Source organism: Actinoallomurus oryzae (assembly GCF_039541955.1).
Taxonomy (GTDB): Bacteria; Actinomycetota; Actinomycetes; order Streptosporangiales; family Streptosporangiaceae; genus Actinoallomurus; species Actinoallomurus oryzae.
Genome location: NZ_BAABHF010000010.1, coordinates 78,234 through 103,962, shown reverse-complemented (window position 1 = coordinate 103,962; position 25,729 = coordinate 78,234). Strand labels below are relative to the sequence as shown.

General features: G+C 70.1%; 26 protein-coding genes and 1 tRNA gene. 12 read left to right on the top strand and 15 right to left on the bottom strand.

All coding sequences use genetic code 11. The features are described from left to right. Positions 1 to 3 precede the first annotated feature (3 nt). From ABEA10_RS05380 to ABEA10_RS05370, 3 genes are read right to left on the bottom strand one after another with little or no spacing between them, the layout of a single operon-like run. Complete coding sequence (locus ABEA10_RS05380) at positions 4 to 894, bottom strand: ABC transporter permease (RefSeq protein ID WP_345458272.1); 891 nt, start codon at positions 892 to 894, stop codon at positions 4 to 6. Next, entirely contained in the window at positions 884 to 1,684 is an 801-nt protein-coding gene (locus tag ABEA10_RS05375; RefSeq protein WP_345458270.1) for an ABC transporter ATP-binding protein, read from the bottom strand. Before ABEA10_RS05375 ends, ABEA10_RS05380 begins: the two co-directional genes overlap by 11 nt. Before the next feature lie 55 nt (positions 1,685 to 1,739). Continuing rightward, the gene (locus ABEA10_RS05370; protein ID WP_345458268.1) at positions 1,740 to 2,774 is read right to left on the bottom strand and encodes an ABC transporter substrate-binding protein; all 1,035 of its coding nucleotides are present in this window, start codon (positions 2,772 to 2,774) and stop codon (positions 1,740 to 1,742) included. 250 nt (positions 2,775 to 3,024) lie between these two features. Here ABEA10_RS05370 and eno point away from each other — a divergent pair, with 250 nt between their 5' ends. The 5 genes from eno (at position 3,025) to ABEA10_RS05345 (ending at position 7,372) form a co-directional block, all read left to right on the top strand. Next, the gene (eno, locus tag ABEA10_RS05365; RefSeq protein ID WP_345458266.1) at positions 3,025 to 4,305 is read left to right on the top strand and encodes a phosphopyruvate hydratase; all 1,281 of its coding nucleotides are present in this window, start codon (positions 3,025 to 3,027) and stop codon (positions 4,303 to 4,305) included. Positions 4,306 to 4,311: 6 nt separating this feature from the next. After that, complete coding sequence (locus ABEA10_RS05360; protein WP_345458264.1) at positions 4,312 to 4,743, top strand: FtsB family cell division protein; 432 nt, start codon at positions 4,312 to 4,314, stop codon at positions 4,741 to 4,743. A gap of 140 nt (positions 4,744 to 4,883) precedes the next feature. Next, on the top strand, positions 4,884 to 5,483 hold the full coding sequence (locus tag ABEA10_RS05355; RefSeq protein WP_345458262.1) for a DUF501 domain-containing protein: 600 nt from the start codon (positions 4,884 to 4,886) through the stop codon (positions 5,481 to 5,483). After that, complete coding sequence (locus ABEA10_RS05350; RefSeq protein ID WP_345458260.1) at positions 5,480 to 6,529, top strand: Ppx/GppA phosphatase family protein; 1,050 nt, start codon at positions 5,480 to 5,482, stop codon at positions 6,527 to 6,529. Before ABEA10_RS05355 ends, ABEA10_RS05350 begins: the two co-directional genes overlap by 4 nt. A gap of 6 nt (positions 6,530 to 6,535) precedes the next feature. Further along, positions 6,536 to 7,372 (top strand): uracil-DNA glycosylase, encoded by an 837-nt coding sequence (locus ABEA10_RS05345; RefSeq protein WP_345458258.1) that lies wholly within the window; start codon positions 6,536 to 6,538, stop codon positions 7,370 to 7,372. Here ABEA10_RS05345 and ABEA10_RS51010 read toward each other — a convergent pair. Both ABEA10_RS51010 and ABEA10_RS05340 read right to left on the bottom strand, forming a co-directional pair. Then, positions 7,258 to 7,605 carry an isochorismatase family protein gene (locus ABEA10_RS51010; protein WP_425550871.1) on the bottom strand — a complete coding sequence of 116 codons (348 nt, stop codon included), beginning with the start codon at positions 7,603 to 7,605 and terminating at the stop codon, positions 7,258 to 7,260. The two genes, ABEA10_RS05345 and ABEA10_RS51010, sit on opposite strands and share 115 nt — an antisense overlap. Then, positions 7,502 to 7,885: a hypothetical protein gene (locus ABEA10_RS05340; protein WP_345458256.1), complete on the bottom strand. Its 384-nt coding sequence runs from the start codon at positions 7,883 to 7,885 to the stop codon at positions 7,502 to 7,504. The genes ABEA10_RS51010 and ABEA10_RS05340 overlap by 104 nt, the downstream gene beginning before the upstream one ends. Before the next feature lie 273 nt (positions 7,886 to 8,158). Between ABEA10_RS05340 and ABEA10_RS05335 the strand changes: the two genes are divergently transcribed. Beyond that, entirely contained in the window at positions 8,159 to 9,487 is a 1,329-nt protein-coding gene (locus tag ABEA10_RS05335; RefSeq protein WP_345458254.1) for an NAD(P)/FAD-dependent oxidoreductase, read from the top strand. A gap of 97 nt (positions 9,488 to 9,584) precedes the next feature. Next, positions 9,585 to 9,659, top strand: a tRNA-Leu gene (locus ABEA10_RS05330). Between the two features lie 181 nt (positions 9,660 to 9,840). On the opposite strand, the gene ABEA10_RS05325 is transcribed toward ABEA10_RS05330, so the two are convergent. The 4 genes from ABEA10_RS05325 to ABEA10_RS05310 all read right to left on the bottom strand — a co-directional run bounded on the left by ABEA10_RS05325 (position 9,841) and on the right by ABEA10_RS05310 (position 13,414). Then, a complete protein-coding gene (locus ABEA10_RS05325) occupies positions 9,841 to 10,251 on the bottom strand; it encodes a PPOX class F420-dependent oxidoreductase (protein ID WP_345458252.1) in 411 nt (136 codons plus the stop codon). Between the two features lie 9 nt (positions 10,252 to 10,260). Beyond that, on the bottom strand, positions 10,261 to 10,488 hold the full coding sequence (locus ABEA10_RS05320; RefSeq protein WP_329242271.1) for a DUF4287 domain-containing protein: 228 nt from the start codon (positions 10,486 to 10,488) through the stop codon (positions 10,261 to 10,263). 233 nt (positions 10,489 to 10,721) lie between these two features. Beyond that, the gene (locus tag ABEA10_RS05315; RefSeq protein ID WP_345458249.1) at positions 10,722 to 11,942 is read right to left on the bottom strand and encodes an acetyl-CoA C-acetyltransferase; all 1,221 of its coding nucleotides are present in this window, start codon (positions 11,940 to 11,942) and stop codon (positions 10,722 to 10,724) included. Positions 11,943 to 12,064: 122 nt separating this feature from the next. Continuing rightward, complete coding sequence (locus ABEA10_RS05310) at positions 12,065 to 13,414, bottom strand: outer membrane protein assembly factor BamB family protein (RefSeq protein ID WP_345458247.1); 1,350 nt, start codon at positions 13,412 to 13,414, stop codon at positions 12,065 to 12,067. Positions 13,415 to 13,547: 133 nt separating this feature from the next. Between ABEA10_RS05310 and ABEA10_RS05305 the strand changes: the two genes are divergently transcribed. Beyond that, positions 13,548 to 14,918, top strand: coding sequence for a cystathionine beta-synthase (locus ABEA10_RS05305; protein WP_345458245.1), 1,371 nt, complete (start codon positions 13,548 to 13,550; stop codon positions 14,916 to 14,918). 9 nt (positions 14,919 to 14,927) lie between these two features. Here the strand turns inward: ABEA10_RS05305 and ABEA10_RS05300 are convergent, their stop codons facing one another. Next, on the bottom strand, positions 14,928 to 15,830 hold the full coding sequence (locus ABEA10_RS05300; RefSeq protein ID WP_345458243.1) for an LLM class F420-dependent oxidoreductase: 903 nt from the start codon (positions 15,828 to 15,830) through the stop codon (positions 14,928 to 14,930). A gap of 124 nt (positions 15,831 to 15,954) precedes the next feature. Between ABEA10_RS05300 and ABEA10_RS05295 the strand changes: the two genes are divergently transcribed. Beyond that, entirely contained in the window at positions 15,955 to 16,581 is a 627-nt protein-coding gene (locus ABEA10_RS05295) for a TetR/AcrR family transcriptional regulator (protein ID WP_345458241.1), read from the top strand. A gap of 116 nt (positions 16,582 to 16,697) precedes the next feature. Here the strand turns inward: ABEA10_RS05295 and ABEA10_RS05290 are convergent, their stop codons facing one another. Then, positions 16,698 to 18,854: an MMPL family transporter gene (locus tag ABEA10_RS05290; RefSeq protein ID WP_345458239.1), complete on the bottom strand. Its 2,157-nt coding sequence runs from the start codon at positions 18,852 to 18,854 to the stop codon at positions 16,698 to 16,700. A 177-nt stretch (positions 18,855 to 19,031) separates the two neighbouring features. On the opposite strand from ABEA10_RS05290, the gene ABEA10_RS05285 reads away from it, so the two are divergent. Next, positions 19,032 to 20,186: a cystathionine gamma-synthase gene (locus ABEA10_RS05285; protein WP_329242251.1), complete on the top strand. Its 1,155-nt coding sequence runs from the start codon at positions 19,032 to 19,034 to the stop codon at positions 20,184 to 20,186. Positions 20,187 to 20,289: 103 nt separating this feature from the next. On the opposite strand, the gene ABEA10_RS05280 is transcribed toward ABEA10_RS05285, so the two are convergent. The 3 genes from ABEA10_RS05280 to ABEA10_RS05270 form a co-directional block, all read right to left on the bottom strand. Beyond that, positions 20,290 to 20,835 (bottom strand): AAA family ATPase, encoded by a 546-nt coding sequence (locus tag ABEA10_RS05280; RefSeq protein WP_345458236.1) that lies wholly within the window; start codon positions 20,833 to 20,835, stop codon positions 20,290 to 20,292. 41 nt (positions 20,836 to 20,876) lie between these two features. Then, the gene (locus tag ABEA10_RS05275; protein ID WP_345458234.1) at positions 20,877 to 21,467 is read right to left on the bottom strand and encodes a hypothetical protein; all 591 of its coding nucleotides are present in this window, start codon (positions 21,465 to 21,467) and stop codon (positions 20,877 to 20,879) included. A gap of 209 nt (positions 21,468 to 21,676) precedes the next feature. Continuing rightward, positions 21,677 to 22,846 (bottom strand): methyltransferase domain-containing protein, encoded by a 1,170-nt coding sequence (locus ABEA10_RS05270; protein WP_345458232.1) that lies wholly within the window; start codon positions 22,844 to 22,846, stop codon positions 21,677 to 21,679. A gap of 261 nt (positions 22,847 to 23,107) precedes the next feature. On the opposite strand from ABEA10_RS05270, the gene ABEA10_RS05265 reads away from it, so the two are divergent. Beyond that, entirely contained in the window at positions 23,108 to 24,004 is an 897-nt protein-coding gene (locus ABEA10_RS05265) for an SDR family oxidoreductase (protein ID WP_345458230.1), read from the top strand. A gap of 19 nt (positions 24,005 to 24,023) precedes the next feature. Then, positions 24,024 to 25,076: a YncE family protein gene (locus ABEA10_RS05260; RefSeq protein WP_345458228.1), complete on the top strand. Its 1,053-nt coding sequence runs from the start codon at positions 24,024 to 24,026 to the stop codon at positions 25,074 to 25,076. 29 nt (positions 25,077 to 25,105) lie between these two features. On the opposite strand, the gene ABEA10_RS05255 is transcribed toward ABEA10_RS05260, so the two are convergent. Next, positions 25,106 to 25,696, bottom strand: coding sequence for a TetR/AcrR family transcriptional regulator (locus ABEA10_RS05255; RefSeq protein ID WP_345458226.1), 591 nt, complete (start codon positions 25,694 to 25,696; stop codon positions 25,106 to 25,108). Positions 25,697 to 25,729: the final 33 nt, after the last annotated feature.

Here is a 25,729-nt window from a genome sequence, read left to right as displayed (position 1 = left end):
GGCTCAGCTCGACTCGAGGCCGCGCCGCGCGCGCAGGGTGCGGTCGGCCGCGGAGAAGAGCCGGTCGATCACAATGCCGATCACCAGGATGATGATCATGGTGGCGATCATGTCGGGCGCGTCGATGTTCTCCCGCGCGTACTCCAGCCGTACGCCGAGCGACGCGTGATGGCCGATGATGACCAGCAGCTCACCGGCCATCAGGCTGCGCCAGGCGAACGCCCAGCCCTGCTTGAGACCGGTCACGAACGCCGGCAGCGACGCGGGCAGGATCAGGTGCCGGTACAGCGCGACGCCGCGCAGCCCGAGGATCTTGCCCGCCCGCAGCAGGATCGGCGGCGTGTAGTCCACCCCGGCGATCAGGCCGTTGGCGATCGAGGGCGCGGCACCGATCACGATGACGAACAGGATGGCGCTCTCGCTGAGCTGGAACAGCAGGATGGCGAGCGGGAACCACGCGATCGACGGCATGGTCTGCAGCCCGGTGATCAGCGAGCCGAATGCCACCCGCAGGAACCGCACGCGCGAGACGACGGCGCCGAGGACCGCGCCGACGAGGATCGCCAGCGCGAAACCCATCACGGCGCGGCGCATGGTCAGCCCGAGCCCGGACCAGAACGCGCCCTCACTCAGGTCCTTCCCGAGCTGGGGGAAGACGTCGCCCGGACCGGGCAGCACGTACGTCGGCTTCCAGCCGCTCAGCACGACGATCTCCCAGATGACGATCGCGATGGCGACCGCGGCCAGGACCGGCCAGGTCGACGCCCACGCGCGGCGCACCACGCCGTGCTGGGACCTGGCCGCCATCTCCAGGGCGTCCAGCCCGGCGATCTGGCGTTCGAGGCCGTTCGCGGCCGGATCGGGGGTGTCGATCACATCGGTGTCACGCGCCATGGCGTCCGACCTCCTCGCGCAGCCGGTCGGTGATCTTGGCGGCGAGGGAGGCGACCTCGCCGGAGTCGGTGCGCCGGGGCCGGTCGAGCGGCACCGGGAACTCCTCGACGACCCTGCCGGGCCGGCTGGACAGCAGCACGACCCGGTCGCCAAGACGCACCGCCTCCCGTACGTTGTGCGTCACGAACAGGACCGTCAGCGAGCGCTCGGACCAGATCCGCTCCAGCTCGTCGTGCAGCAGGTCGCGGGTCATCGCGTCGAGCGCGGCGAACGGCTCGTCCATGAGCAGCACGTCGCTCTCCTGCGCGAGCGCCCGCGCGATCGCCACGCGCTGGCGCATGCCTCCGGACAGCTCGTGCGGCCGCTTCCCGCCGAAGCCGCCGAGGTGCACGACCTCCAGCAGCTCGGCGGTCCGCGCCCGGCGCTCGGCTTTGGGACTGCGTTGATTCCTGGGCGCGCCTCCGGCACGACCGCGCGTACGGAGAGCCAGCTCGATGTTGCCGTTCACGGTCAGCCACGGGAACAGCGCGGGCTCCTGGAACATCAGCCCGACCCGCGCGCCGCCGACGTCCACCGAGCCGAGCGTCGGCCGGTCCAGGTTCGCGATGATCGACAGCAGCGTGCTCTTGCCGCAGCCGGAGGCGCCGAGGATGGAGACGAACTCCCCGCGCGCCACGGTCAGCGACACCTTGTCGAGCGCGAGCAGCGCGCCCCGGCCCGTGCCGTACGCCTTGGAGACCCGCTCGATCGTGACCGCCGGAACGGTCGTACTCCCCGCTTCGATGATCATGAGCCCTCCTCCGTCGGGGGAGTGCCCAGGACGCTGTGTTCGCCGGTTCGCTCGCTCATGAACTGCTCACCGCCGGTTCTCCCTTGGCCTTCAGCACCTCGTTCAGCGGGCCGAGGTCGAAGATGCCCTTCAGATCGACGTGGTCGAGCAGGCCGACCTGCTCGGCGTGCTGCGCGCTGCCGTTCAGCGACGACGCGATCGGGTCGTCGGTGAAGGTGACGTTCTTGAACGTGGAGTCCAGAACCTCCTGCTTGAGCGGCTTGCCGGTGAGGGCCTGCAACTCGGCGTTGGCCGCCTTCTCGGCGTCGGGCTTGTTGGAGTTGATGTAGTCGGTGGACTCGACCTGGGCCTGCAGCAGCTTCTTGACCAGGTCGGGGTGTTCCTTCTGGAACTCGGTCCGCACGATCAGCAGGGTGACCACGAACTTGCCGCCCGGCCACAGCGAGGTCTCGTCGACGAGCTTCTTGCCCTTGCCCTCCAGGATCATCCGGGAGGCGTACGGCTCGGGCACCCACGCCCCGTCGATCTGGTTCTGTTCGAAGGACTGGAGGGTCTGGGAGTTGTCCTGCGGCATGATGTGGACGTCACCGCCGCCGTTCTTGTCCGTCCTGAGCCCCTGCTGCTTGAGCCAGTAGCGCAGCGCGACGTCCTGGGTGTTGCCGAGCTGGGGCGTGGCGATCTTCTTGCCGCGCAGGTCGGCGGCCGACTTGATGCCCGGCTTGACGATGAGGGAGGCGCCGCCGCTGGCCGCGCCGGCGATGACCTTGACGGCCTGGCCGTGTGACTTGGCATACGCGTTGATGGCCGGGTTCGGCCCGACGTACGTGGCGTCGACGGCACCGGAGAAGACGGCCTCGGTGGCCGCCGGTCCCGCGTTGAACGTCAGCGTCTTGGGCGCCTTGCCCAGGTACTTGGTGTAGAAGCCCTTCTGCACGCCGACGAGCGCGGTGGCGTGGGTGATGTTGGGGAAGAACCCGAGCCGCACCTGGGTGTCGTCGCCGCCGGAGGACTTGCCGGAGCCGCCACACGCAGCGAGCAGCCCGGTACCGGCGAGGACGGCGAGGCCGAGGGCGGCGAACCGCGATTTCATCGCAACTCCCTATTACCTATAGAACATATATGAATGGTCGCCTAAGTAGACAAGGATCCAGAAGTCTCCGTCAAGTCCGTGAGAGCGTGATGTAACCGGCTGACCACCGAAGACGACCCGGCGGTGAGGCGACGCGTTCCGGTACTCGGCGGCGGTGATTCGGAAACAGGGGTGGCGTTGCATCGTCGCCCTACCCGGGACGGCTAGGCTCGGGGGGCGAAACGTCTCGTAGTGATCACAAGGAGATCAAGTGTCGTCGATCGACGTCGTCCAGGCTCGGGAGATCCTCGACTCCCGTGGTAACCCCACCGTCGAGGTCGAGGTTCTGCTCGACGACGGCTGCGATGCTCGCGCCGCGGTGCCGAGCGGAGCCTCGACCGGCCAGTTCGAGGCCGTCGAGCTGCGCGACGGCGGTGAGCGCTACAACGGCAAGGGCGTGGAGAGGGCCGTTCTCGGCGTGAAGGACGAGATCGCGCCGGAGCTCCTCGGCTACGACGCCGACGACCAGCGCATCATCGACCAGAAGCTGATCGATCTCGACGGCACGCCGGACAAGTCCCGGCTGGGGGCCAACGCCATTCTCGGCGTGAGCCTCGCGGTGGCCAAGGCGGCGGCCAGGACGGCCGACCTGCCGCTGTTCCGCTACGTCGGCGGCCCGAACGCCCACCTGCTGCCCGTGCCGATGATGAACATCCTCAACGGCGGTGCCCACGCGGACACCAACGTCGACATCCAGGAGTTCATGATCGCCCCGATCGGCGCGCCGACCTTCAGCGACGCCGTCCGCTGGGGCGCGGAGACCTACCACGCGCTCAAGTCGGTGCTCAAGGGCCGCGGCCTGGCCACCGGCCTCGGCGACGAGGGCGGCTTCGCCCCCGAGCTGCCGAGCAACCGCGACGCCCTCGACCTCATCCTGGAGGCGATCAAGAGCGCCGGCTTCCGTCCGGGCGCCGACATCGCGCTCGCGCTCGACGTGGCCGCGACCGAGTTCCACACCGACGGCGTCTACGACTTCGAGGGTGCCAAGCGCTCGGCCGAGGAGATGGCCGCCTACTACGGCGAGCTGCTCGAGGCGTACCCGCTGGTCTCCATCGAGGACCCGCTGTCGGAAGAGGACTGGGCGGGCTGGAAGGCCCTCACCGACGCCGTGGGCGAAAAGGTGCAGATCGTGGGCGACGACCTGTTCGTCACCAACCCCGAGCGGCTCCAGCGCGGCATCGACGCCGGCTCGGCCAACGCGCTGCTGGTCAAGGTGAACCAGATCGGCACGCTCACCGAGACGCTCGACGCCGTGTCGCTGGCCCACAACAACGGTTTCCGCTGCATGATGAGCCACCGTTCGGGCGAGACCGAGGACACCACGATCGCCGACCTGGCCGTCGCGACCAACTGCGGGCAGATCAAGACCGGCGCGCCCGCGCGCAGCGACCGGGTGGCCAAGTACAACCAGCTGCTCCGCATCGAGGAGCTGCTCGACGACGCGGCCCGTTACGCCGGCGCCGCCGCCTTCCCGCGGTTCCGCTGGTCGTAGGCGACGGTGGCCGAGGCGAAGCGCAGGCCGGCGGACTCCGACGCGGTCGACGCCAGGGAGCTGCGGCGCGCCCACCTCACGGGGCGCGCCGCGATCCTGGCCGTGGTGGCCTGCGCGATCGCGCTCAGCCTGGCCTACCCGGTCCGGGAGTACATCGCGCAGCGCCGCGAGATCGCTCAGCTCCGCGTGCAGCAGCGGCAGGCGCAGCAGCAGGTCGAACAGCTCGCGGCGCAGAAGAAGCGGCTCGGCGACGAGTCCTACGTACGGCGTGAGGCCCGGCGCCGCCTGCACATGTGCGATCCCGGCGCCAAGTGCTACGTGGTCGTCGGTGGCGACGACGGCGGTGGGCAGAGCGCCGCGAAGAAGTCACCGGAGCCGACGCCGCCGTGGTACGTGACGCTGTGGCGTTCGGTGGACGCGGCCGACCAGCACCGGTGACCCGATAACCTGGCACAACATCGGCGAAACCAGGCATCTACCGCGGGCCTGATCGGTCCCGTCGGCCATGGACCAGATGGTGTGATCGTGGCCACGCGGCTCGGCGGAGAGGACGTCAGGCGAGGCTCGAAGGGAAATCGGTGATCGACGAACGCGACGCGGCGGCCGTCGCGGCTCAGCTCGGCCGCGAGCCGCGCGGGCTGCGCGCGGTGGCGCATCGCTGTCCCTGCGGGTTGCCCGACGTGGTGGAGACCGCGCCGCGCCTGCCCGACGGCACGCCGTTCCCCACGCTCTACTACCTCACCTGTCCGAAAGCGGCCTCGGCCATCGGCACGCTTGAGGCGAGCGGGATGATGAGGGAGATGACGGACCGGCTGGCCTCCGATCCGGAGCTGGCCGCCGCGTACGCCGCCGCCCACGACGACTACCAGACGCGCCGCGACGCCGCCGCGAGCGCCGAGGAAATAGAGCCACTACCAGCGGGAACGCAGAGCGCCGGCGGTATGCCGACCCGGGTCAAGTGCCTGCACGCGCTGGTGGCGCACGAGCTCGCGGTGCCGGGGGCGAACCCCTTCGGCGCCGAGGCGCTGCGTGAGCTCCCGGACTGGTGGCGAGCCGGGAGTTGTGTCAATGTCGAACAGACTTCACAGACCACCTGTCAACCAAGTCAGGAAGCCGTCATGATCGCTGGTGCGACGAGCACCGAGGACAGGACGCCCCCCGAGGAGCCGAGCGAATGAGCGCCGCCACACGCGTCGCCGCCATCGACTGCGGCACCAACTCCGTCCGCCTTCTCATCGCCGACATCTCCGATGAGCTGGTGGAGATCGAACGCCGGATGGAGATCGTCCGGCTCGGCCAGGGCGTCGACAGCACCGGGCGGCTCGCGCCGGAGGCGCTCGAGCGCACCTTCACCGCGATGCGCGGCTACGCCAAGCTCATCGCCGGGCACGGCGCCGAGCGCGTACGCGTCGTGGCCACCAGTGCCACCCGCGACGCCGCCAACCGCGACGACTTCGTCCGGGGCGTCGTCGAGATCTTCGGTGTCGAGCCCGAGGTGATCAGCGGCGAGGAGGAGGCGCAGCTCTCCTTCACGGGCGCCACCAAGGACCTGGCGGCCCTGCGTCCCATGCGCCCGTACCTCGTCGTGGACATCGGCGGCGGCTCGACCGAGTTCGTACTCGGCACCACCGAGGTGGAGGCGTCGCGGTCGGTCGACATCGGCTGCGTCCGCATGACCGAGCGCCACCTGTGCTCCGATCCGCCGTCGCCCGAACAGCTCGCGGCGGCCGTCGCCGACATCGACGCGGCCCTCGCCGCCGTACGCACGGGTGAGAGCACCCGCGACGAGGCCGCCGCCCTGGCCGGCGAGGCGGCCCCCGCGGAGGCCGACCTCGTGGACGCGGGCGGTGGCATGCCGCTGCCTCCGCCCCCGCCGGCGCCGCCGCTCGTCCCGCCGGTCCCGGTCGACCGCGCCCGCACGCTCGTCGGGCTCGCGGGTTCGGTGACGACCGTCGCCGGCATCGCCCTGGACCTCCCGGCGTACGACTCCGAGCGGATCCACCTGTCGCGCGTGAAGGCGCGCCAGGTCCACGACGTGACCCGCATGCTGCTGCACTCGACCCGCGACGAGCGCGCCACGATCGGCGTCATGCATCCGGGCCGGGTCGACGTCATCGGCGCGGGCGCGCTGATCCTCGACCGGATCATGCGGGAGTACGGCTTCAACGACGTGGTCGTGAGCGAACACGACATCCTCGACGGCATCGCCTGGTCGCTGGTCTGAGCCGGCATGGGTGACCGGGTCAACGCACCGTTCGTGCCGCCGGGGACCGGGTGGCCGGGCGACCCGGCGCGGGCGGACACCCCGGTGGCCACCGACCCCGCGTCCGTACGCTCGCTCGCCGCGGAGGCGCCGTCCCTGGACGAGCTGGTGGCCCGGCAGTCGGTCTGCCGGGCGTGCCCGCGCCTCGTCGCGTGGCGCGAACAGGTCGCGGTCGAACGCCGCCGCGCGTACGCGGACGAGGAGTACTGGGGCCGGCCCGTCCCGGGCTGGGGCGACCCGTCCCCGCGCGTCATGATCGTCGGCCTGGCCCCCGCCGCCCACGGCGGAAACCGGACGGGCCGGATCTTCACCGGTGACCGGAGCGGCGACTGGCTGTTCGCCTCCCTGCATCGCGTCGGCCTGGCGAGCCAGGCGACGAGTACGCGCGCCGACGACGGTCAGCGGCTCCTCGGCGCCCGCGTCGTCGCACCGGTGCGCTGCGCGCCCCCGGCCAACAAGCCGACACCGGCCGAGCGCGCCACGTGCGCTCCGTGGCTGGCGAGGGAGCTGAGGTTCGTCGCGGGCGACGTCCGGGCGATCGTCGTGCTGGGCGGATACGGCTGGCAGGCGCTGTGGCCGGCGCTGAAGGAGGCGGGCTATGGCACGCCCGCCCGGCGCCCGGCGTTCGGCCACGGGGCGGAGGTCGAGCTCACGTCCCCGGCCGGCGGAACGACCCTGCTGATCGGCTGCTACCACCCGAGCCAGCAGAACACCTTCACGGGCCGCGTCACCGAAGCGATGCTGGACACGGTCCTGACCCGCGCCCGCACGTACGCCGGCCTACCGGGCCCCGAAGGGGCCTGAGCCGAGGACTCGCAGCAGACGTTGGTGACGGTTCCGCTGATCAGTACGGTGTCGACTCCACGCTCTTCCAGCAATTCTGGAAGAGGGCCGGGGAAGAAGGCACTGGCCGTGGTCTTCTCGACCAGCACGTCACCGGGACAGGCCGTCAGCTTCAGGCCACAGCCGCTGGGAGAGAGGACCCGTTCCACCGGAGGTGCGGTAGGTCTCGGCCACCTCCGGACCGAAGAACTCATCGCGTACCGGCGTCCGTTGCCCGGCCGCGGGCAGGACCCAGGCGACCGTCCCGCCCGCCGCTCGGAGGGCGTCGGCGAGGCGGTCGATGTCGGGCACGATGCCGCGGCAGTAGGGGTTGCCGGACACGAAGAACGGCACCATGTCGATGACCACCAGCGCGGTGCGAGCCGGAGCAAGGTGGGTGAACGCGAACCTGCGGCCACGGCGAGCCTCGTGCCGGGCGTACTCCCGAGGATCGATCCACCGCTGGTGTCGCCGTACCTCGGTCTCCGGCGGCACGGCTTCCTCCGGTGTCCGCGACTCGTACGCGAAAGGCGGGGCGGCGGCCAGGAAAGCCCCCGCTTCCCCTGGACGCGCGCCCTGCCCGTCGCTCGTTGATCTCTTCCTCCTTCTATGACGCAGCCGCGGGCGGTGTGGTTCGAAGGTGACTGGTTTCACAGGGACCCCTCTGCCCAGGGACCCTTCCGCGGAGTACCGTGAAGACGGAGATCGTGAAAGTTTTCACAAGCTAACGGTCGAATTTCGGGAAGGGCCATGGGTACCGGATCGAATATGTCCAAACACGTGCTCATCGTCGGTGGCGGCTACGTCGGCATGTACACCGCGCTGCGCCTGCGGAAGAAGATGCGCCGGCAGCTCAAGAGCGGCGAGCTCAAGATCACCATGGTCGCGCCGCAGTCCTACATGACCTACCAGCCGTTCCTGCCCGAGGCGGCGGCCGGCAACCTCGAACCCCGGCACGTGGTGGTGTCGCTGCGGCGCGTGCTGCCCGGCGTGACGATCCTCAACGGCCGCGTGACCCAGATCGACCACGCCGGCCGCAGGGCGACCGTCGAGGTCGTGGAGCGTGCCGATGCCGAGCCGTACGAAATCCGTACGATCGACTACGACACCCTGGTGTTCTGCCCGGGGTCGATCTCGCGGACCCTGCCCATTCCGGGCCTGGCCGAGTGCGGTATCGGCTTCAAGACCGTGGCCGAGGCGATCTATCTGCGCAACCACGTGCTGCGGCAGCTCGACATCGCCGCCTCCTCGACGCATCCCGAGTCGCGCCGGCAGGCGCTCACCTTCGTCTTCGTCGGTGGGGGATACGCCGGTGTGGAGGCGCTCGCCGAGCTGGAGGACATGGCGCGGGACGCCTGCCAGTACTACTCCGACCTCGATGCCGACTCCATGCGCTGGGTGCTGGTCGAGGCCAGCGACAAGATCCTGCCCGAGGTCGGCGAGGACATGGGCAAATGGACCGTCGAGGCCCTGCGCCGCAGAGGAATCGAGGTGCGGCTCCAAACGCTGCTCAAGTCCGCCGAGAATCGCGAGATCGTCCTCAGCGACGGCGAGAGGTTCGGCGCGGGCACTCTGGTATGGACCGCCGGCGTCAAGCCGAACCCACTTGTCAAGAAGACGGATCTGCCACTGGATGACAAGGACCGGGTCAAGGCCACGGCCGAACTGACCGTGGACGGCGTCGAAGGCGCCTTCACCGCAGGCGATATCGCGGCGGTGCCCGATCTCACCAAACCCGGGCAGTTCTGCGCGCCGAACGCCCAGCATGCGGTGCGTCAGGCAAAGGTTTTGGGGGAGAACGTCGCCAACGCGCTGCGTGGCCGAGAACTAAAGGCCTACAAACACGCCTATGCCGGATCGGTGGCCAGTCTCGGACTGCACAAGGGGGTTGCGCAGATCTACGGTCTCAAGCTAAGAGGCCTGCTCGCCTGGTTCATGCACCGGACCTACCACCTGTCCCGGCTGCCGACCCTGAACCGCAAGGCCCGGGTCACCGCGGACTGGACGCTCGCTCTGTTCTTCAGCCGTGAGGTCGTTTCGCTGGGCACGCTGCAACGCCCGCGCGAGGAGTTCGAGCTGGCCACGAAGAAATACTGAGTGGTATTCGGTCTGATTTACGGCGGCAATAATAGGAATTCTTGACTGCATTTAGCCTGTGGACCGCTATTGGCGCTCCCCCGGTATGATTGCGGGCGCCCCCGTGGCCCAACAGGCAGAGGCAGACTCCCTAAAAGAGTTGTTCGTGTCGGTTCGACTCCGACCGGGGGCACCGGTCATTGACAGGAGTTGAGCACTGCTTCGACCTATTTCGTCCAGCTCGTCCTGACGGGGCCTTGATGTTCCGTACGTCGGGGACGGCGGTAAGTGACGACCGGAACACCCCACGTGGGACCCGGCCTTGACGGCGAAACGCCCCCGCGCACCACGCGGGGGCGTCACATCGCGGGTCGTCAGCCGTGGACGTCGGGGCCGGCGCGCGTGATCTCCACACGGATCAGCACGCGGCGTTCGCGCTCCATGGCCGCGCGGTAGTCGTTCCAGTCCGGATGCTCACCGGAGATCATCCGGTAGTAGTCGATGAGGGGCTCCATGGCCTCAGGCAGGCGTACGATCTCCGCCTCGCCGTCGATCTGGACCCACTCACCGAAGAATGCGTCGCTGATCAGGCAGAGCGTCACATGAGGGTCGCGGAGCAGGTTACGGGTCTTGGCCGCGGTTTCTCGGGTACTGACGATCAGGCGTCCGGCGTCGTCGACCGCGCACAGGACGGGTGACGTCTGCGGGCGGCCGTCCGCATGGCGCGTGACCATGATCGCCCGATGGTGTTCACGGGCGAAGTCGCGCGCCCGGCTCGGATCCACGAAGCGGTGCTAGTAGCGAGCGGCCCGCCGGTGTAGCTCGTGCTCGTGCACGAGGGCGACGGCATAGCCATGGGAGAGGCCATGCTCGTCCGCGAGCCAGTTGACCCTCTCCTCACATCGGATGAACGAGGGGCCGTCATCTATGGCTTGGAACCACTCGGGGAGGTCACGACCTGTGACTTTCGGGATGCGTGCGATGAGATTCTTGTGCGTCTCCGGTGAGTGGTTCAAGGACATAGGCACCTCCTGGCTGGGCGTGCATCTTGTTGACGACTTTGCAACAGCGATGCCCATCGCACAACCCCCCTGGGGCGACCTTTCTGTCACGGCACGTAGATCATAGGTCACGGACAGTGCATGATTCATTACGAACCGCTAACGCCTCTGTTGCGAGAAGCTTAACGACGCGGGTCTGCGCCCCTCGGAAGGGCGGACGCAGACCCGCGTACGGAGCGTACGGACGGACGCTCTCAGCTGAGGCGCTCGAACACCATGGCCATGCCCTGGCCGCCGCCGACGCACATGGTCTCCAGCCCGAGCGTCTTGTCGCGGCTTTGCAATCCGTTGAGGAGGGTGCCGGTGATGCGGGCACCGGTCATGCCGAACGGGTGGCCGACCGCGATGGCGCCACCGTGGACGTTGAGCTTGTCGAGGTCGACACCGAGCTGGCGGTAGGAGGGGATCACCTGGGCGGCGAACGCCTCATTGATCTCCACGAGTTCGATGTCGTCGATCGTGAGGCCGGCGAGCTTCAGGGCCCGGCGTGACGCCTCGACCGGCCCGAGTCCCATGATCTCCGGGGACAGCGCGGAGACGCCCGAGGAGACGATGCGGGCGATCGGCGTCAGGCCCAGCTCGGCCGCCTTGGTGTCGCTCATCACGACCACGGCGGCGGCACCGTCGTTCAGCGGGCAGCAGTTGCCAGCGGTGACCGTGCCGTCCGGCCGGAACGAGGGCTTGAGCTGCGCGACCTTCTCCAGGGTCGTGCCGGGTCGCGGGCCGTCGTCCTTGGAGACCACGGTGCCGTCGGGCAGCTCGACCGGGGTGATCTCGCGGGCGAAGAAGCCGTCCTCGATCGCCTTCTCGGCGTTGTTCTGCGAGCGGACGCCGAACTCGTCCTGCTCGGCCCGGCTGATGCCGTGCAGCTCGGCGACGTTCTCGGCGGTCTGTCCCATCGCGATGTAGACGTCGGGGACCTGGCCGTCCTCGCGGGGGTCCTGCCAGGCGTCCACGCCGCCCTCCGCGCGCTTGGCCGTACGGGCCTGCGCCTCGGCGAACACGGGGTTCTGGGTGTCGGGCAGGCCGTCGCTGCTGCCCTTGGCGAACCGGCTCACCATCTCGACGCCGGCCGAGACGATCACATCGGCCTCGCCCGACTTGATCGCGTGGAAGGCCATCCGCGTGGTCTGGAGCGAGGACGAGCAGTAGCGGGTGACCGTCGCGCCCGGGACGTGGTCGTAGCCGAGCAGCACGGCCACGACGCGCGCCATGTTGTAGCCCTGCTCGCCGCCCGGCAGCCCACACCCGAGGAGCAGGTCGTCGATGTCGGCCGGGTCCAGCTCGGGCACCTTGTCCAGTGCCGCGCGCACGATGCGGGCGGTGAGATCGTCGGGGCGTAGCTCCTTCAGCGAGCCCTTGAACGCTCGTCCGATCGGGGAACGAGCGGTCGCGACGATGACAGCCTCAGGCATTACGGGTCTCCCTCATCTCGGCCTCGCGTCGGCCTCGTGGGCGTGCGTGGGCGTGCGTGGGTGTGCGCCCGACTCGCAGGTTACTGCGTGGAGGACCCGATTCCTACTGGGGGGTAGCAAAGCTATTGGTACATTCCGGGGCTCGTCCCGTTGCCGTCGTGCACGCCGTGCAGGCCGCCGCGCTCGTCGCGCCACACGCGCCAGCCGTCGACCGCCCCGGTGTACCAGCTCGGCGGCACGGCCTTCGCCGCGTCGAGCCGGTGGCCGTTCTTCAGGTCGTACGGGCAGAGCGCGGCGATGGGGTAGAAGCCCTCCTGGCCGGTGATCTTGAGCGGGGCCGGTGTCGTGGTGCAGAACGACCAGGCGCGCGCGTGCCCGCCGACCGCCTTGCCGGTGCGCAGGTCGTACATGAGGCTGGGCTGGTCGTGCGCCAGGAAGCCGACGGCCGACAGGTCGTCGGGGAAGGCGAGCCACCAGTTGGCCTTGGGCGTGCCGGACGTGGTGAGGCGGGTCACCGACCGGCCGGTGCGGGCGTCGAGCGCGGTGAAGCCGCCGTAGCGGTCGTGGTCGTCGACCTCGCGGGTGATCAGCGAGACCGCGGGGTTGGCGCTGGGGTAGACCCGCAGCAGCCGCTTGCGCACCCACAGCTGCTTTCCGTCGGTCAGCCGCAGGGAGAAGAACCCGAACGAGGAGAGCGGGCCGTTCGCCCGCGTCTGGTAGGGCGCGAGGTAGCCGATGAGCGTGTCGCCCACGGCGCCGAACGCCCAGCCGCCGGAGAGGTTCGCCCCGCGGCCGAGGGCGTTCTCGACCGGGAACGCCCAGATCTCCTTGCCGGTGGCGAGGTCGTGCGCCTCGACCGTCGGGTGCGCCGACATGCGGAACAGCACCACGCGGCCCGGGCCCGCCCACTCGACCTCGGCCACGCCCGGCATGTGCCAGGCCGGCTTGCCGGTCTCGGGGCTCAGGACGGTGAAGGCGGCCGACTTGCGCGCGGTCTCCTCGGAGGCGCAGAGCATCGTGCCGCACCGGGCCGGGCCGAAGGTGGTGCCGACCGTGCGCGTCCAGCGCTGGGCCCCGGTGCGCGCGTCGCGGCCCACCAGGGCCACGCCCCGGCCCTGCGCCTCGACGCTCACGACGACGATGTGCCCGGCGGTGCCGGCGATGGCCGGGGGAGCGACGCCCATCGCGGCCGGCCGGCCGGAGATCACGGCCGGCCGCGCCCACAGCCGCTTTCCGCTGCGCACGTCGCTGACGACGGTCTCCAGGTGCCCGTCCGGGCGCAGGGCGGTGGCCGCGGTGAACCCCGACCCGATCACGGACCGGCTGACCGCGTCGACCGCGGTGTCGTTCCAGGCCGGCCGGTCGGCCGCGGCCTGAGTCTCGGACGAGCCGCCGCAGGCGGCCGCGCCGAGCAGGACCATGGCGGTCTGTGCCGGAATGAGAGCGGAGAGTAGTCGTCGATGCCGCACCACGGCCGGGCCTCCTTCGGGATGAACGACGGTCGAGGCTAGCAGCGAGGAGTGACGGTTCGCAGACGGAACGTGATGATGAAGGGGTGGGGTACCTTCTGAGCAGAACCGTTGTGGAACGACAAGGACGTCGCTCGTGGATGTGCACAACTCCCTGACCGAGCTCATGGGAAACACCCCTCTGGTCCGGCTCGGCAAGGTCGCGGCCGGGGCGCGGGCCCAGGTGCTCGCCAAGGTCGAATACTTCAATCCGGGCGGCTCGGTGAAAGACCGCATCGCCGTCCGCATGATCGAGGCGGCGGAGGCCTCCGGGGCGCTGCGCCCGGGGGGCACGATCGTCGAGCCCACCTCGGGTAACACCGGTGTCGGCCTGGCCATCGTCGCCCAGGAGAAGGGCTACCGCTGCGTGTTCGTCTGCCCCGACAAGGTGGCCGGCGACAAGATCTCGGTGCTGCGGGCGTACGGCGCGGAGGTCGTCGTGTGCCCGTCGGCGGTCGCGCCCGAGCACCCGGAGTCGTACTACTCCGTCTCCGACCGCCTCGCCGCGGAGATCCCGGGCGGGTGGAAGCCCGACCAGTACGCCAACCCGAACAACCCGCGGTCCCACTACGAGACGACCGGGCCGGAGATCTGGCACCAGACCGAGGGCCGGATCACGCACTTCGTCGCGGGCATCGGCACCGGCGGCACGATCACCGGCACGGGCCGCTACCTCAAGGAGATCTCGAACGGCCGCGTCAAGATCATCGGCGCCGACCCCGAGGGATCGGTCTACTCCGGCGGCAGCGGGCGGCCGTACCTCGTCGAGGGCGTCGGCGAGGACATCTGGCCCGAGACGTACGACCGGGGCATCTGCGACCAGGTCGTCGCGGTGAGCGACAAGGACTCGTTCACGATGACGCGGCGGCTCGCCCGCGAGGAGGCGCTGCTGGTCGGCGGGTCGTGCGGCCTCGCGGTGGTGGCGGCGCTCCGCGTCGCCGCCGAGGCCGGCCCGGACGACGTCGTCGTCGTGCTGCTGCCCGACGGCGGCCGCGGCTACCTGTCCAAGATCTTCAACGACGACTGGATGGCCGACTACGGCTTCCTCAGCTCCGACACCGAGGAGCCGCGCATCGCGGACGTGCTGTCCCGCAAGGGCACCGGGCTGCCGGAGTTCGTGCACGTCCATCCGCACGAGTCGGTCGGCACCGCCGTCGCGATCCTGCGCGAGTACGACGTGTCGCAGCTGCCGGTCATGAAGGAGGAGCCGCCGGTGATGGCGGCCGAGGTCGTCGGCTCGGTGGGTGAGCGCGACCTGCTGGCGGCCCTGGTCACCGGCCAGGCCACCGCCGACGACCCGCTCAGCGAGCACATGGCGGCGCCGCTGCCGATGGTGGGCTCCGGCGAGCCGGTGAGCGAGGCGGTGGGCGTCCTGGAGAAGGCCGGCGCGGCCGTCGTCCTCGTGGACGGCAAGCCCGCCGGGATGATCACCCGCCAGGACCTCCTCGGCTTCCTCGCGGGCGGCTGACGCCGAGGGCTATCGTGCGCCGGACCCGGCCAGGTCGGCGAGTACGCCGATGGTGCGGTCCTGTTCCTCGACGCTGCCGAAGGGCGAGGCGATGAACTCCGTGACGCCGGCGTCGGCGAGCCGCCGCACGTCGCGGGCGACGTCATCCTCGTCCCCGACGATGACGACGTCCTGGGGACCGGCCGCTCCTTCGCGGTCCAGCACCGCGCGGTACTCCGGCACCTGGCCGGCCAGGGCGTACTGTTCGGCGATGCGCTCGCGGACGGCGGCCTCGCCGTTCGTCACGCACACGATCAGGCCCGCGACCACCCGAGGAACGGGGCGGCCGGCCGTCTCGGCGGCCTTGGTGATCAAGGGAACGATGTGGTCGCCGAGGCTCCTGGGGCCGGTCATCCAGGTCACGGTGCCGTCGGCGAGTTCCCCGGCGAGGCGCAGCATCGCCGGGCCCAGGGCCGCGACCAGCACCGGCGGAGGCTCGGCATCCGGCACCGTCACCGAGCCCACGGCCGTCAGCGTCTCGCCCCGGTGGGTCACGCTCTCGCCGCGCAACAGCGGGCGCAGGACCGACAGGTACTCCCGCATGCGGCGCGCGGGCCGGTCGGCGGGCAGGCCGAACATCTCCTGGACCATCATGGCGACGCCCGCGCCGACGCCGAGGGTGAGCCGGCCACCGGTCGCCGCCTGGACGCTCAGCGCCTGACCCGCCAGCACCAGCGGGTGGCGCTGGGGGATGGGGACCACCGCCGTGCCCAGGCCGATCCCGGGCACCGCGGCACCCGCCACGGCGAGAGCGGTCAGGGCGTCCCAGCCGAACGCCTGCGCCGCCCAGGCGGTGCCGAAGCCGGCGTCGGCGGCCGCCCGTACCTGGCCGGTGAGTTGTTCCAGAGTCGAGGGGCCCCGTGTGTCGCCCACGACGAGTCCTATCCGCATCCTTCGTCCTTCGGGTCGTCTTCGGTGCACTGACCGGAGAAGTTCTCCGCTTATGTCCGGCTAAGATATGGAGAACTTCTCCACTTGGCAACACGGGGGCGTACGGATGAGCACCGGCAGGGCGGACCGACCTCAGCCCCCTCGGCGGCGGATGCGCGCCGACGCCCGGGACAACCGCGAACGCGTTCTGCGGACCGCCAAGGCGGTCTTCACCGAGTACGGCGCGGAGGCGTCCCTCAACAAGATCGCCCAACGCGCCGGCGTCGGGGCCGGGACGCTCTACCGGCACTTCCCGACGTTCGAGGCGCTCCTGGTAGCGATCATCAGCGACGACGTCGAAGCGCTCTGCGCCGAGGGGCGCGACCTGCTGACGCACCCCTCCCCGGACGAGGCTTTGCAGGCCTGGTTGCGGGCCGTGGCCGTACACGCGACCGCGATGCGCGGACTGGTCGCGACGCAGATGGCCGGTCAGCCCACACCGGAGGCCGGCGCGGGCCTGGCCGCATGTCACGACGCGATTCGCGCCACCGGATCCGCGCTGCTCACCCGTGCCGAACGCGCCGGCACCGCGCCCGGGGGCATCGACATCGGCGATCTACTCAAACTCGTCAACGCCGCCGCCTGGGCCAGCGAACAGACGCCGGAAGACGACGACCTCCTGGACCGGTTGCTCATCTTGATCAACAGCAACCTGCGTCGGAGATCCGAGGAAGGCGCCGTACGGCCGGAGTGAGACGAGGGCCACGTGGCTTCGTACAGGCCCCGGACATGAGAAACGCCCGGCGGCGCGTGTCGCGCCACCGGGCGTTCCCTATCTATCTGAACGCCGGCCCGGCCGGGCCGGTCGGGTTAGCTGGGCCGTCCCGCCAGTTCGTACGGCTCCGCCGCCGGCGGGCCGGGCTTCTTGGCCCGGTCGGCGTGGCCGGGCCACCAGGCGGCGTGCCCGATCAGCGCGGTGACCGCGGGGACGAAGAACGTCGAGACGACGAACGCCGACAGCAGGATGCCGATCGCCACGCCGAACCCGATCTGGGCCAGGAACGACATCGGCGACAGCACCAACACGGCGAACGTGCCCGCGAGGATGACCCCGGCCGCCGCCACGGTCGGCCCGGCGTGCTGGATGCCCACCGCCGCCGCGCGCCGTGGCTCGTGGCCCTCGCGCGCCTCCTCACGGAGTCGCGCGATCATCAGGATGTTGTAGTCGGTCCCGATGGCCAGCACGAACAAGTACAAGATCATGGGCATCTGGAACATCAGTCCCTCTTTGCCCTCCGCGCCCTGGAACAGGGCCACGGTCGCGCCGAGCGTCGCGGTGAAGCCGAGCAGCACCGCGATCACCAGGTACACCGGGGCGACCAGCGCGCGCAGCAGCAGCGCCAGGATGATCGCGATCAGTGCCACCGCCACCGGCAGGATCACCGACAGGTCGCGGGTGTTGATCTTGTTGATGTCGGCGAAGACGGCCGTCGTGCCGCCGACCAGCGCCTTCGTGCCGGGTGGCGCGTTCTGGTGGACGGTGTCCCTCAGGGGCCCCTTCACCAGGTCGATGGCCTCGTTGGAGTTGGGGTTGAGCTTGAGGATGACAGGGATCTTGGCGACGGTCTTGTCCGGGCTGAGCTCGGCCTGCCCGGCCTGGCCGTAGCCGCTGGCGTTGATCTTCTGCCGGAACTGCTCCAGCGCCTGCTGGTCGAGCGGCCCGCTGCCCTGGACGTACACCTGGGTCGGGTCCGTGAGGCCCGGCGGAAGGCTGCTGCGCAGGTCCTTCAGGGCCTTGGCCGACTCGGTGTTCTGCGGCTGGCCGGAGCTGAAGTCGTAGTCGGCCTTGAAGCCGATCGCCGCCGCGGCGAGGGCGAGCAGGACGATGCCGGAGGCGACCGCGGTCACCAGCGGGCGGCGGCCGACGGCGTTGCCCAGGCGCGTGTACACGCTGGCCTTGGGCTCCTTCTTCCACGACTTCGACGGCCAGAAGACCGCCCGGCCGAGGAGCGACACGACCGCCGGCACCACCGTGAGCGCGGTGATGAGCATGACGCCGACCGCGATGGCGAGCTGCGGGCCGAGGGAGCCGAAGGACTTGAACTTGGCGAGCAGCAGCACGAGGAACGCGATGATGACCGCGCCCGCGGCCGAAGCGATGGCCTCACCGACGCGCTCGACCGTGACCATCATCGCCGTCTTCTTGTCCTCGCCGAGGCGCAGGCGCTCCCGGTAGCGGAACAGCAGGAACAGGATGTAGTCGGTGCCGATGCCGTACAGCACGATCAGGATGAGCTGTTCGAAGCTCGCGTCGAACTTCAGGTCGAACGCCTTGCCGATGATCGCCGAGACCGCGTTCGAGACCTGTAGGACGAAGGCGATCACGATGATCGGCAACAGTGCGGCGATCGGGGCGCGGAAGATGATGATGATCAGTGTGACGATCAGGACGATCGTCGCGATGCCGATCAGCGCCAGGGTCTTGTTGTCGGAGTCGGCGTTGTCGATGTTGCTGGAGACGTTGCCGCTGATCCCGTAGTGCAGGCCGGTGCCCTTGAACTCCTGGGTGGCGGCGACGCGGATCTTCTTGATCGCGGCTTCGTTCTTCTTCTCCAGCTTCTGGTCACTGAAGTTGGCCGGCAACGGGATCATGACCACCTGGATGCGGTGGTTGGCCGAGAGCGACTGCTTGCTCGTCGCGACCGCGGTGATCCCCGGGATGTGCTTGTCCTGGAGCGTCTTCGCGATCTGGCCGATCTTCTGCTGGTCGGTGGAGCTCAGGGCCTGCCCGTCGCTCCGCTTCACGACCATGAGTTCGTTGCTGACCTTCTGGCTGCCGCTGGGAAAGGCGCGGTCGGCCAGCTTTCCGGCCTGGACCGACTCGTACTTCGAGGGCAGGAAGTCTTGCTGGTCAGAGTGAGTGTCGAGCTTCGGTGCGAGCACGACGGCGACGGCCGCGGCGACCAGCCATGCCACGATCGTCCACCATGGGTGCCGTACGACAGTACGCCCCAGCCATCCGAACACGGGTGGCTCCCCTTCATCTGATGTCTGTTTGTCCCTAAGAAGGTAATGGCGCCTCACACCGGTCACCTCCCCTCTTGAGGCGATTTCGGCACTCGTCCCTGTGGTGGAGAAGTCTCATCCCTGGGTATGGCTCCCCTTTGGTACGTCTGCGCCAGACGAGGCACTAGCCTCACCTGCATGGACGGTTTCAACGACGTGACCGGCTTCGAGACACTCGCCATTCACGCCGGCCAGGAGCCCGATCCCGCCACGGGAGCGGTGGTCCCGCCGATATATCAGGTATCCACCTACAAGCAGGACGGCATCGGAGGTCTGCGCGGCGGCTACGAGTACAGCCGCACCGCCAACCCGACTCGCGCTGCGCTCGAGGAGTGCCTCGCCGCGCTGGAGGGCGGGGTGCGGGGCCTGGCGTTCGCCTCCGGGATGGCCGCCGAGGACACGCTCCTGCGTACGGTCTGTAAGCCCGGTGACCACGTCGTCATCCCCAACGACGCGTACGGGGGCACGTACCGGCTGATCTCCAAGGTCCTCAAGCCGTGGGGGCTGGAGTACGACCCGGTGCCGGTGGCGAGCGTCGACGGCGTACGCGCCGCGGTGCGGCCCGACACCAAGGTCATCTGGGTGGAGACGCCCACGAACCCGCTGCTCGGCATCGCCGACATCGCGGCGCTCGCGCAGGTCGCCCACGAGGCGGGCGCCCTCCTGGTGGTGGACAACACGTTCGCCTCGCCGTACCTCCAGCGACCGCTGGCGCTCGGTGCGGACGTGGTCGTGCACTCGACCACCAAGTACCTCGGCGGGCACTCCGACGTGGTCGGCGGCGCGCTGGTCGTGGCCGACCTCGAACTGGGTTCGCGACTGGCCTTCCACCAGAACTCCATGGGCAGCGTCGGCGGCCCGTTCGACGCCTGGCTGACCCTGCGCGGAATCAAGACGCTCGGCGTGCGCATGGACCGGCACTGCGCCAACGCCGTGCGTATCGCCGAGTTCCTCCGGCGGCATCCGAAGGTCTCGTCGGTGCGCTACCCCGGCCTGCCCGACCACCCGGGCCACGAGGTGGCGGCCAAGCAGATGCGGGCGTTCGGCGGCATGGTGTCGTTCCAGCTCGCCGAGGGCGAGGAGGCCGCCGTACGGGTCTGCGAGAACACCCGGCTGTTCATCCTGGGGGAGTCGCTCGGCGGGGTCGAGTCGCTGATCGAGCACCCGGCCCGTATGACGCACGCCTCGGCGGCCGGGTCGCCGCTGGAGGTGCCGGCCGACCTCGTACGCCTCTCGGTGGGCATCGAGGACGCCGACGACCTGCTCGCCGATTTGGAACGTGCCCTGGGTTGAAGCCGGCTCCGCCGCCCGGCGCGATGGCAGGGAGACGTCGGCCGCCCGGCATCGTGACGTGCCGGGCGGCCGGCGACGCCGGTCCGTCGGCGTGGTGGTCAGGTCACGGGATCTCGGCCTCGGTCCACGCTCGCCGGAGGATCTCCTCGGCGGTCTCGTCCGGCGTCTGGGCGGAGGTGTCCAGCCAGAGGCCGAGGCGCGGTGTACGGGTGCGGAGCCCGTCGTCGAGAAGATCGATCGTCCACTGGTCGTAGGCGTTCTTGCCTCGGGCGGCCTCCCGAGCGGCGATCGCCTCGGGCCGAGGTGCGAGGACGACGACGAGCAGTGGTCGCTGCCGGATCATGTGGATCATCTCGGTGAGGTGGTCGCCGATGACGACGTCCTGGGCGATGACCGTGAACCCTTCCCGGAAGTACTCATCGCAGGCCGACGCCGTCAATCGGTGGCGCAGCCGTAGTTGCCGCACCGCCTCGTCGGAGGGGTCGGGTGTCATGTCGGCCCGTCCATTGACCACCATTCGGCGGAACACGTCTCCTCGGACGTGCACTGACCGCGGCAGCCGCTCGGCAAGCACCTGCGCGACGGTTGATTTCCCGGCCGCCTGGATCCCGGTGATGAGGATGACGGCCTGGGACGGCGCCGAGGTCACGACCTGCTCTCCTCCGCCGATCGACTTTCCGGCCGTCCGGGTCAGCCGTGCCAGACCATCAGCACGAGGATGACGATCCAGATCAGCGCGACGACGCCGGAGATGGTGGCGATGCGGCCGGTCTCGACCTTGGCGGCCTCGGCGGCGGGTTTGGGCTTCGGCGCCGGCTCCGGTTTCGGCTCGGGCGTTTCGGCCTTCTCCGCGCCGGTCGGGACGTCGGCGCCGGCCACGGGCTTGTCGGTCGGCGCGGTGACCGCGGCCGTGTCGGCGGGCCGTGCCGCCTCCGCCTGCACCGCGCGGTGCTCGGCGGCGGCGACCTCGATCTTGTGGATGGCCTTGCGCTGGTCACGCTCGACGATGAACAGCAGCACGAACGCCACGATGAACAACGTCATCGAGGCCGACAGCCACATCTGATCGAACTTGCCGTGCGCCAGCAGCGCGCCGAACAGGAAGATGCCGAGCGTGAGCAGCCCGTAGATGCGGGTCATGCGGTTCAGGTTGCGTACGACCGACGCCTCACCGCGCCGGATGTGGCGCGGGGTGGCCATCGTCGCGGCCGTTATCGGCCCGAGTGCGAAGATCGCGAAGCCGATGTGCAGGATCATGAGCAAGCGATCACCACTGGACATGGCACGACCCTAGCGCCCGCCCGAGGTGGCGGCCAGTGCACCCGTACGTCACGCTGCGTGAGACCACCGGCCGGCCCTCACCGGCCGGACATGTGTCTCCGGCTCGCGTTGGAGCACGCTCCAGCTTCCAGGGTCGACGACCGTGAAGTCCTGCGGCCCAGGTGGCGCTTCGGTGACAGCCCCGCCCTCCGCCACTGAGCCGGACCGCGTCACCCACCCGAGGTCGCCGGGGTCACCAGGTGCTCGGGGCGGTCGATCCAGATCTGCCGGCCCTCCGGTGAGACCGTCAGGCCGAGCCGGTCGTAGGCCGGGCGTCCCATCCCGAGCCACCGCAGGTACGCCTGCTCGGCCTCGTCCCACAGCCGCCGCGCGCCCTGCTGGCGTACGAGGAACTCCTCCTGGCCGGGAACGTGGTCGACCGACGCCCACGCGCCGTCGTCACCGGACTCGACCAGCCACAGCGTGCACGCGTCCGCCTCGCCGTAAGACAGATGGGTCCGTACGCCGGGAACGGCGGCGGCGAGGAACAGGTCGGCCACCGCGTCGGTGCGCAGCCGCCGGGGGTCCAGCCGCGTCACCGACTCGGCCAGGCCCTCCGCCGGCAGGTCGGACAGTGACCGCCAGGGGACGCGCTGACCCCGCAGCGGCATGTAGCCCGCGAAGCCGGGGAACGCCCCGACCGCCGTACCGTCGCCGAGAACGTGCAGCCGGGCGAGCCACCCGAACCCCCAGCCCGGCGCGAACGGCAGCACGATGACGCCGCCGGGCCTCGTCTGCTCCACCCAGGTGTACGGGATGTCGGTGACGCCGGCGGCGACGTGCACGCGGTCGAACGGCGCGGCCTCCGGCAGCCCCAGCGTCCCGTCACCGACGAACAGGCGCGGCGCGTGGCCCGCGCCGGAGAGGTTCTTCGCCGCGATCTCGGACACCGTCGGATCGATGTCGATGGAGGCGACGTTTCCCGCTCCGACCCGGTACGACAGGAGCGCCGCCGTCCATCCCGTACCGGTGCCGACCTCCAGGACCCGGTTGTGGTCCTCGGGGGAGAGGTGGCTGAGGAACTCGGCGACCGTACCCGGCGCCGAGCAGGAACTCGACGGCTCACCGAACTCCGCGACGTCGGCCGTGCCGTCGGCTCTCTGCGTGATGATCGCGGCGTCGGAGTAGACGGTGTCCCACCAGGTGCCGGGATCGATGGCCCGGTCGATGAGAAAGCCCTGATCCGGGCCGTTCGGCGCGGCCCACGCCCGCTCGGGCACGAACAGGTGGCGAGGCACCGCGTGGAACGCCGCCCGCCACGCCGGATCCAGCAGATCGCCGTCGGCGGTCAGCCGATCACAGAGCCGGTCGATCCGGGAACCGAGATCGTCGGGGCTCATCGGCCCGCCTGCCCCATCGGAACCTCCCAGAAGGTAGGGGAGCAGTGGACAGCAGGCTAAGACAAGGGGTCAAGGCGTCTCTGTAACCACCCGGCCACGCTCCGGTGGCAGGCGCGTCGCTCCCCAATGCCCAGATCACCCATACATGGACACGATGTCTCGTATCTGCTACGTTTCTGGACACGGTGCTCTGAAACTCGGGCGCCGATCATCTCTGGGTGTGTGCTGATGCCCGGGCAAGGGCAAGAGGAGGTCGCGTAGATGCGCGTGTTCGTAACGGGAGCCAGCGGCTGGATCGGATCCGCCATCGTCGACGAGTTGATGACCGCGGGCCATGAGGCCGTCGGCCTCGCCCGGTCGGAGCGGTCCGCGCGGTCACTGGCGGCGAAGGGCGCGGGCGTGCTCCGCGGGGATCTGGACGATCTCGGCTCCCTGCGCCGAGGGGCGGCCGACGCGGACGCGGTCGTCCACATGGCCAACAAGCACGACTGGGGCAACCCGGCGGAGTCGGACCGCGCCGAGCGGGCCGCGGTCGAGACCCTGGCCACGGCGCTGGTCGGCACCGACCGTCCGTTCGTGGTCGCGGCGCCCCTCTCCGGTCTCGTCGAGGGGAGGCCCGCGGTGGAGTCGGACGTTTCGCCGGCCGTGGGCCCGGACTCGAACCGGGGCGGCAGTGAGAACCTCGCGCTGGACCATGTCGACCAAGGCGTCCGTACCATCGTCAGCCGGTTCGCGCCGAGCGTGCACGGCGCCGGCGACTGGGGGTTCGTCAACTTCCTGGTCGGCGCCGCCCGCAAGCAGGGCGTCTCCGGCTACATCGGCGACGGCTCCGCGACCTGGTCGGCGGTGCACCGTTCGGACGCGGCCCGGCTCATCCGGCTCGGACTTGAGCGGGCTCCGGCCGGGACACGGCTGCACGTGACCGCCGAGGAGGCCATCACGACCAAGGCGATCGCGGAGGCCATCGGCCGGTACCTCGACATTCCGGTCGTCTCGATCGACCCGGAGGACGCCGACGCCCACTTCGGGTTCGTCGGGAGCTTCTTCGCCAAGACGATGACCGCGTCGAGTGAGATCACCCGCTCGACACTGTCCTGGACCCCGACCGGGCCGACGCTGGCCGAGGACATCGAGACCGGCGCGTACGCCACCGCCTGAGCCGAGTGGAGGAAACGCTATGCCAGAGTTCTCCCGCGCCGGCCGAGACGGCGACGTTCTGGCCGTGGTCGTCCAGAACGGGCCGGCGGTCGAGTTCTTCGACGCCGTCTCCGACCGGTGCGTCGGTACGGTGCGAACCCTCGCCGAACCCCATGAGCTGTGCTTCGACCCGGCCCAGCGCCTGCTGTGGTGCACGATGACGTACCGGTCGGGCTTCTACCACGCCAACAGCGGAAGGCGCACCGAGCTGACCGTGATCGACCCCGACACGCGCCGCATCGTCGAGGTCGTGGACCTCGCCCCGGAACACGCGCCGCACGGCCTCGCGCTGGACGCCGCACGCGGTCGCCTCTACGTCAGCGTGGAGGGCTCCGGGGCACGGTCCGGCGGTGTCGTGGTCATCGACACGCGGACCCGCCGGCCGGTGGGCAGGATCGACACGGACGCGCCCGGCTCGCACTGGGTCGCCATCGACGCGGCCGGAAGAACCGGCTACGTCGCCAACAAAGAGGCGCCCTTCGTGTCGGTGCTCGACCTCGAACGGGAGACCCTCACCGCGAAGGTCGAGGTGCCGGGCAGCGAGGGAGTCGCCGTCTCCGCCGACGGTGCCCGCGCCTTCGTCGCCGCGCCCTACAACGGCTCGTACGCCGCGGCCGAGGACCGGCCGACCCCCGGGATCAAGGTCATCGACACGCGGACGGCGTCCGTCGTCGACACCCTGCCCACCCGGAACCCCGTCATGCCCGTGCACCTGACCTCGACCGGGAAACTCCTCGTGGGCGAGGTGGCGGTCGAGCCGGAGCCGGCGCCGGGAGCCGTACGCATGGCGCCGGGCCGCCTCACGGTCTTCTCCGCCGGTACCCACGAGCAGTCGGGTGAGCTCGAGGTGGGACTCTGCCCGCTGACCATCACCTCGTCTCCCGACGGCCGGATCGCTTACGTGGCCTCCTACGCCTCGTCCGTCGTCGACATCGTCGACCTGGAGACGCTGGACCGCCTGGCCCGGCTGGACCGCCCCGAATTCGGCGAGACCGGTGCCCACGGTCTGGCCTACATCCCGGGTCCGGCCTGAACGACCCGTGCCCGGCGGACCGCCGCCGCTCAGGTGGTTCCGGTGATCTCGCCGGCTCGGACCTCGTGGAGGAACGCCTCGGCGAGCTCGCGGGCGACGAGCTGATCGGGATCCCGTCCGCTGAGGATCCAGAAGAACGTGGGCCCGACCAGGAGAGCGGTGGCCTGATCGACGGCGCGTGAGTCGGCGTCCGGGCGGAGCACCCGCTCCACGACGGCTCGCGCGCTCTCCCCGAGGATGTCCTTGGCCGCGAGAAGGCCGGCGACGGCCGGGTCGTGCTGCGCCTCGCCGATGAGCGCGCGGTAGGCGGCCCCGGCCGGCGAGTGCGCGAGGAAGCGGGCGAGCGCCTCCAGGTAGGCCACCAGATCGTCGACCGGGTGGTCGGAGAGGGGCAGGGCGAGCTCCTCCTCCGCATCGCCGGCGCTGGCCTCGAGGAGGATCTCCGCCTTGGTGGACCACCATCGGTAGACCGTCTGCCGGGAAACGCGCGCCCGCTCGGCGATGGATTTCATCGTCATACCGGCATAGCCGACCTCGAGCAGCAGGTCATCGGCGGCGTGCAGGACGGCCATGCGGGCTTGTTCGCTGCGGGGGCGCCCGCCCCGACCGTGCTCCTTCATGTCCGGCACTATACAAGGACACACTGTCTCGTA

Bases quoted from the DNA above. Each gene is read 5' to 3' on its own strand.
- ABEA10_RS05380 (WP_345458272.1), bottom strand. From the start codon at position 894: ATGGCGCGTGACACCGATGTGATCGACACCCCCGATCCGGCCGCGAAC.
- ABEA10_RS05375 (WP_345458270.1), bottom strand. From the start codon at position 1,684: ATGATCATCGAAGCGGGGAGTACGACCGTTCCGGCGGTCACGATCGAG.
- ABEA10_RS05370 (WP_345458268.1), bottom strand. From the start codon at position 2,774: ATGAAATCGCGGTTCGCCGCCCTCGGCCTCGCCGTCCTCGCCGGTACC.
- ABEA10_RS05350 (WP_345458260.1), top strand. From the start codon at position 5,480: ATGAGCGCCGCCACACGCGTCGCCGCCATCGACTGCGGCACCAACTCC.
- ABEA10_RS05345 (WP_345458258.1), top strand. From the start codon at position 6,536: ATGGGTGACCGGGTCAACGCACCGTTCGTGCCGCCGGGGACCGGGTGG.
- ABEA10_RS51010 (WP_425550871.1), bottom strand. From the start codon at position 7,605: ATGAGTTCTTCGGTCCGGAGGTGGCCGAGACCTACCGCACCTCCGGTG.
- ABEA10_RS05335 (WP_345458254.1), top strand. From the start codon at position 8,159: ATGTCCAAACACGTGCTCATCGTCGGTGGCGGCTACGTCGGCATGTAC.
- ABEA10_RS05320 (WP_329242271.1), bottom strand. From the start codon at position 10,488: ATGTCCTTGAACCACTCACCGGAGACGCACAAGAATCTCATCGCACGC.
- ABEA10_RS05315 (WP_345458249.1), bottom strand. From the start codon at position 11,942: ATGCCTGAGGCTGTCATCGTCGCGACCGCTCGTTCCCCGATCGGACGA.
- ABEA10_RS05295 (WP_345458241.1), top strand. From the start codon at position 15,955: ATGAGCACCGGCAGGGCGGACCGACCTCAGCCCCCTCGGCGGCGGATG.
- ABEA10_RS05285 (WP_329242251.1), top strand. From the start codon at position 19,032: ATGGACGGTTTCAACGACGTGACCGGCTTCGAGACACTCGCCATTCAC.
- ABEA10_RS05275 (WP_345458234.1), bottom strand. From the start codon at position 21,467: ATGTCCAGTGGTGATCGCTTGCTCATGATCCTGCACATCGGCTTCGCG.
- ABEA10_RS05270 (WP_345458232.1), bottom strand. From the start codon at position 22,846: ATGAGCCCCGACGATCTCGGTTCCCGGATCGACCGGCTCTGTGATCGG.
- ABEA10_RS05265 (WP_345458230.1), top strand. From the start codon at position 23,108: ATGCGCGTGTTCGTAACGGGAGCCAGCGGCTGGATCGGATCCGCCATC.
- ABEA10_RS05260 (WP_345458228.1), top strand. From the start codon at position 24,024: ATGCCAGAGTTCTCCCGCGCCGGCCGAGACGGCGACGTTCTGGCCGTG.
- ABEA10_RS05255 (WP_345458226.1), bottom strand. From the start codon at position 25,696: ATGAAGGAGCACGGTCGGGGCGGGCGCCCCCGCAGCGAACAAGCCCGC.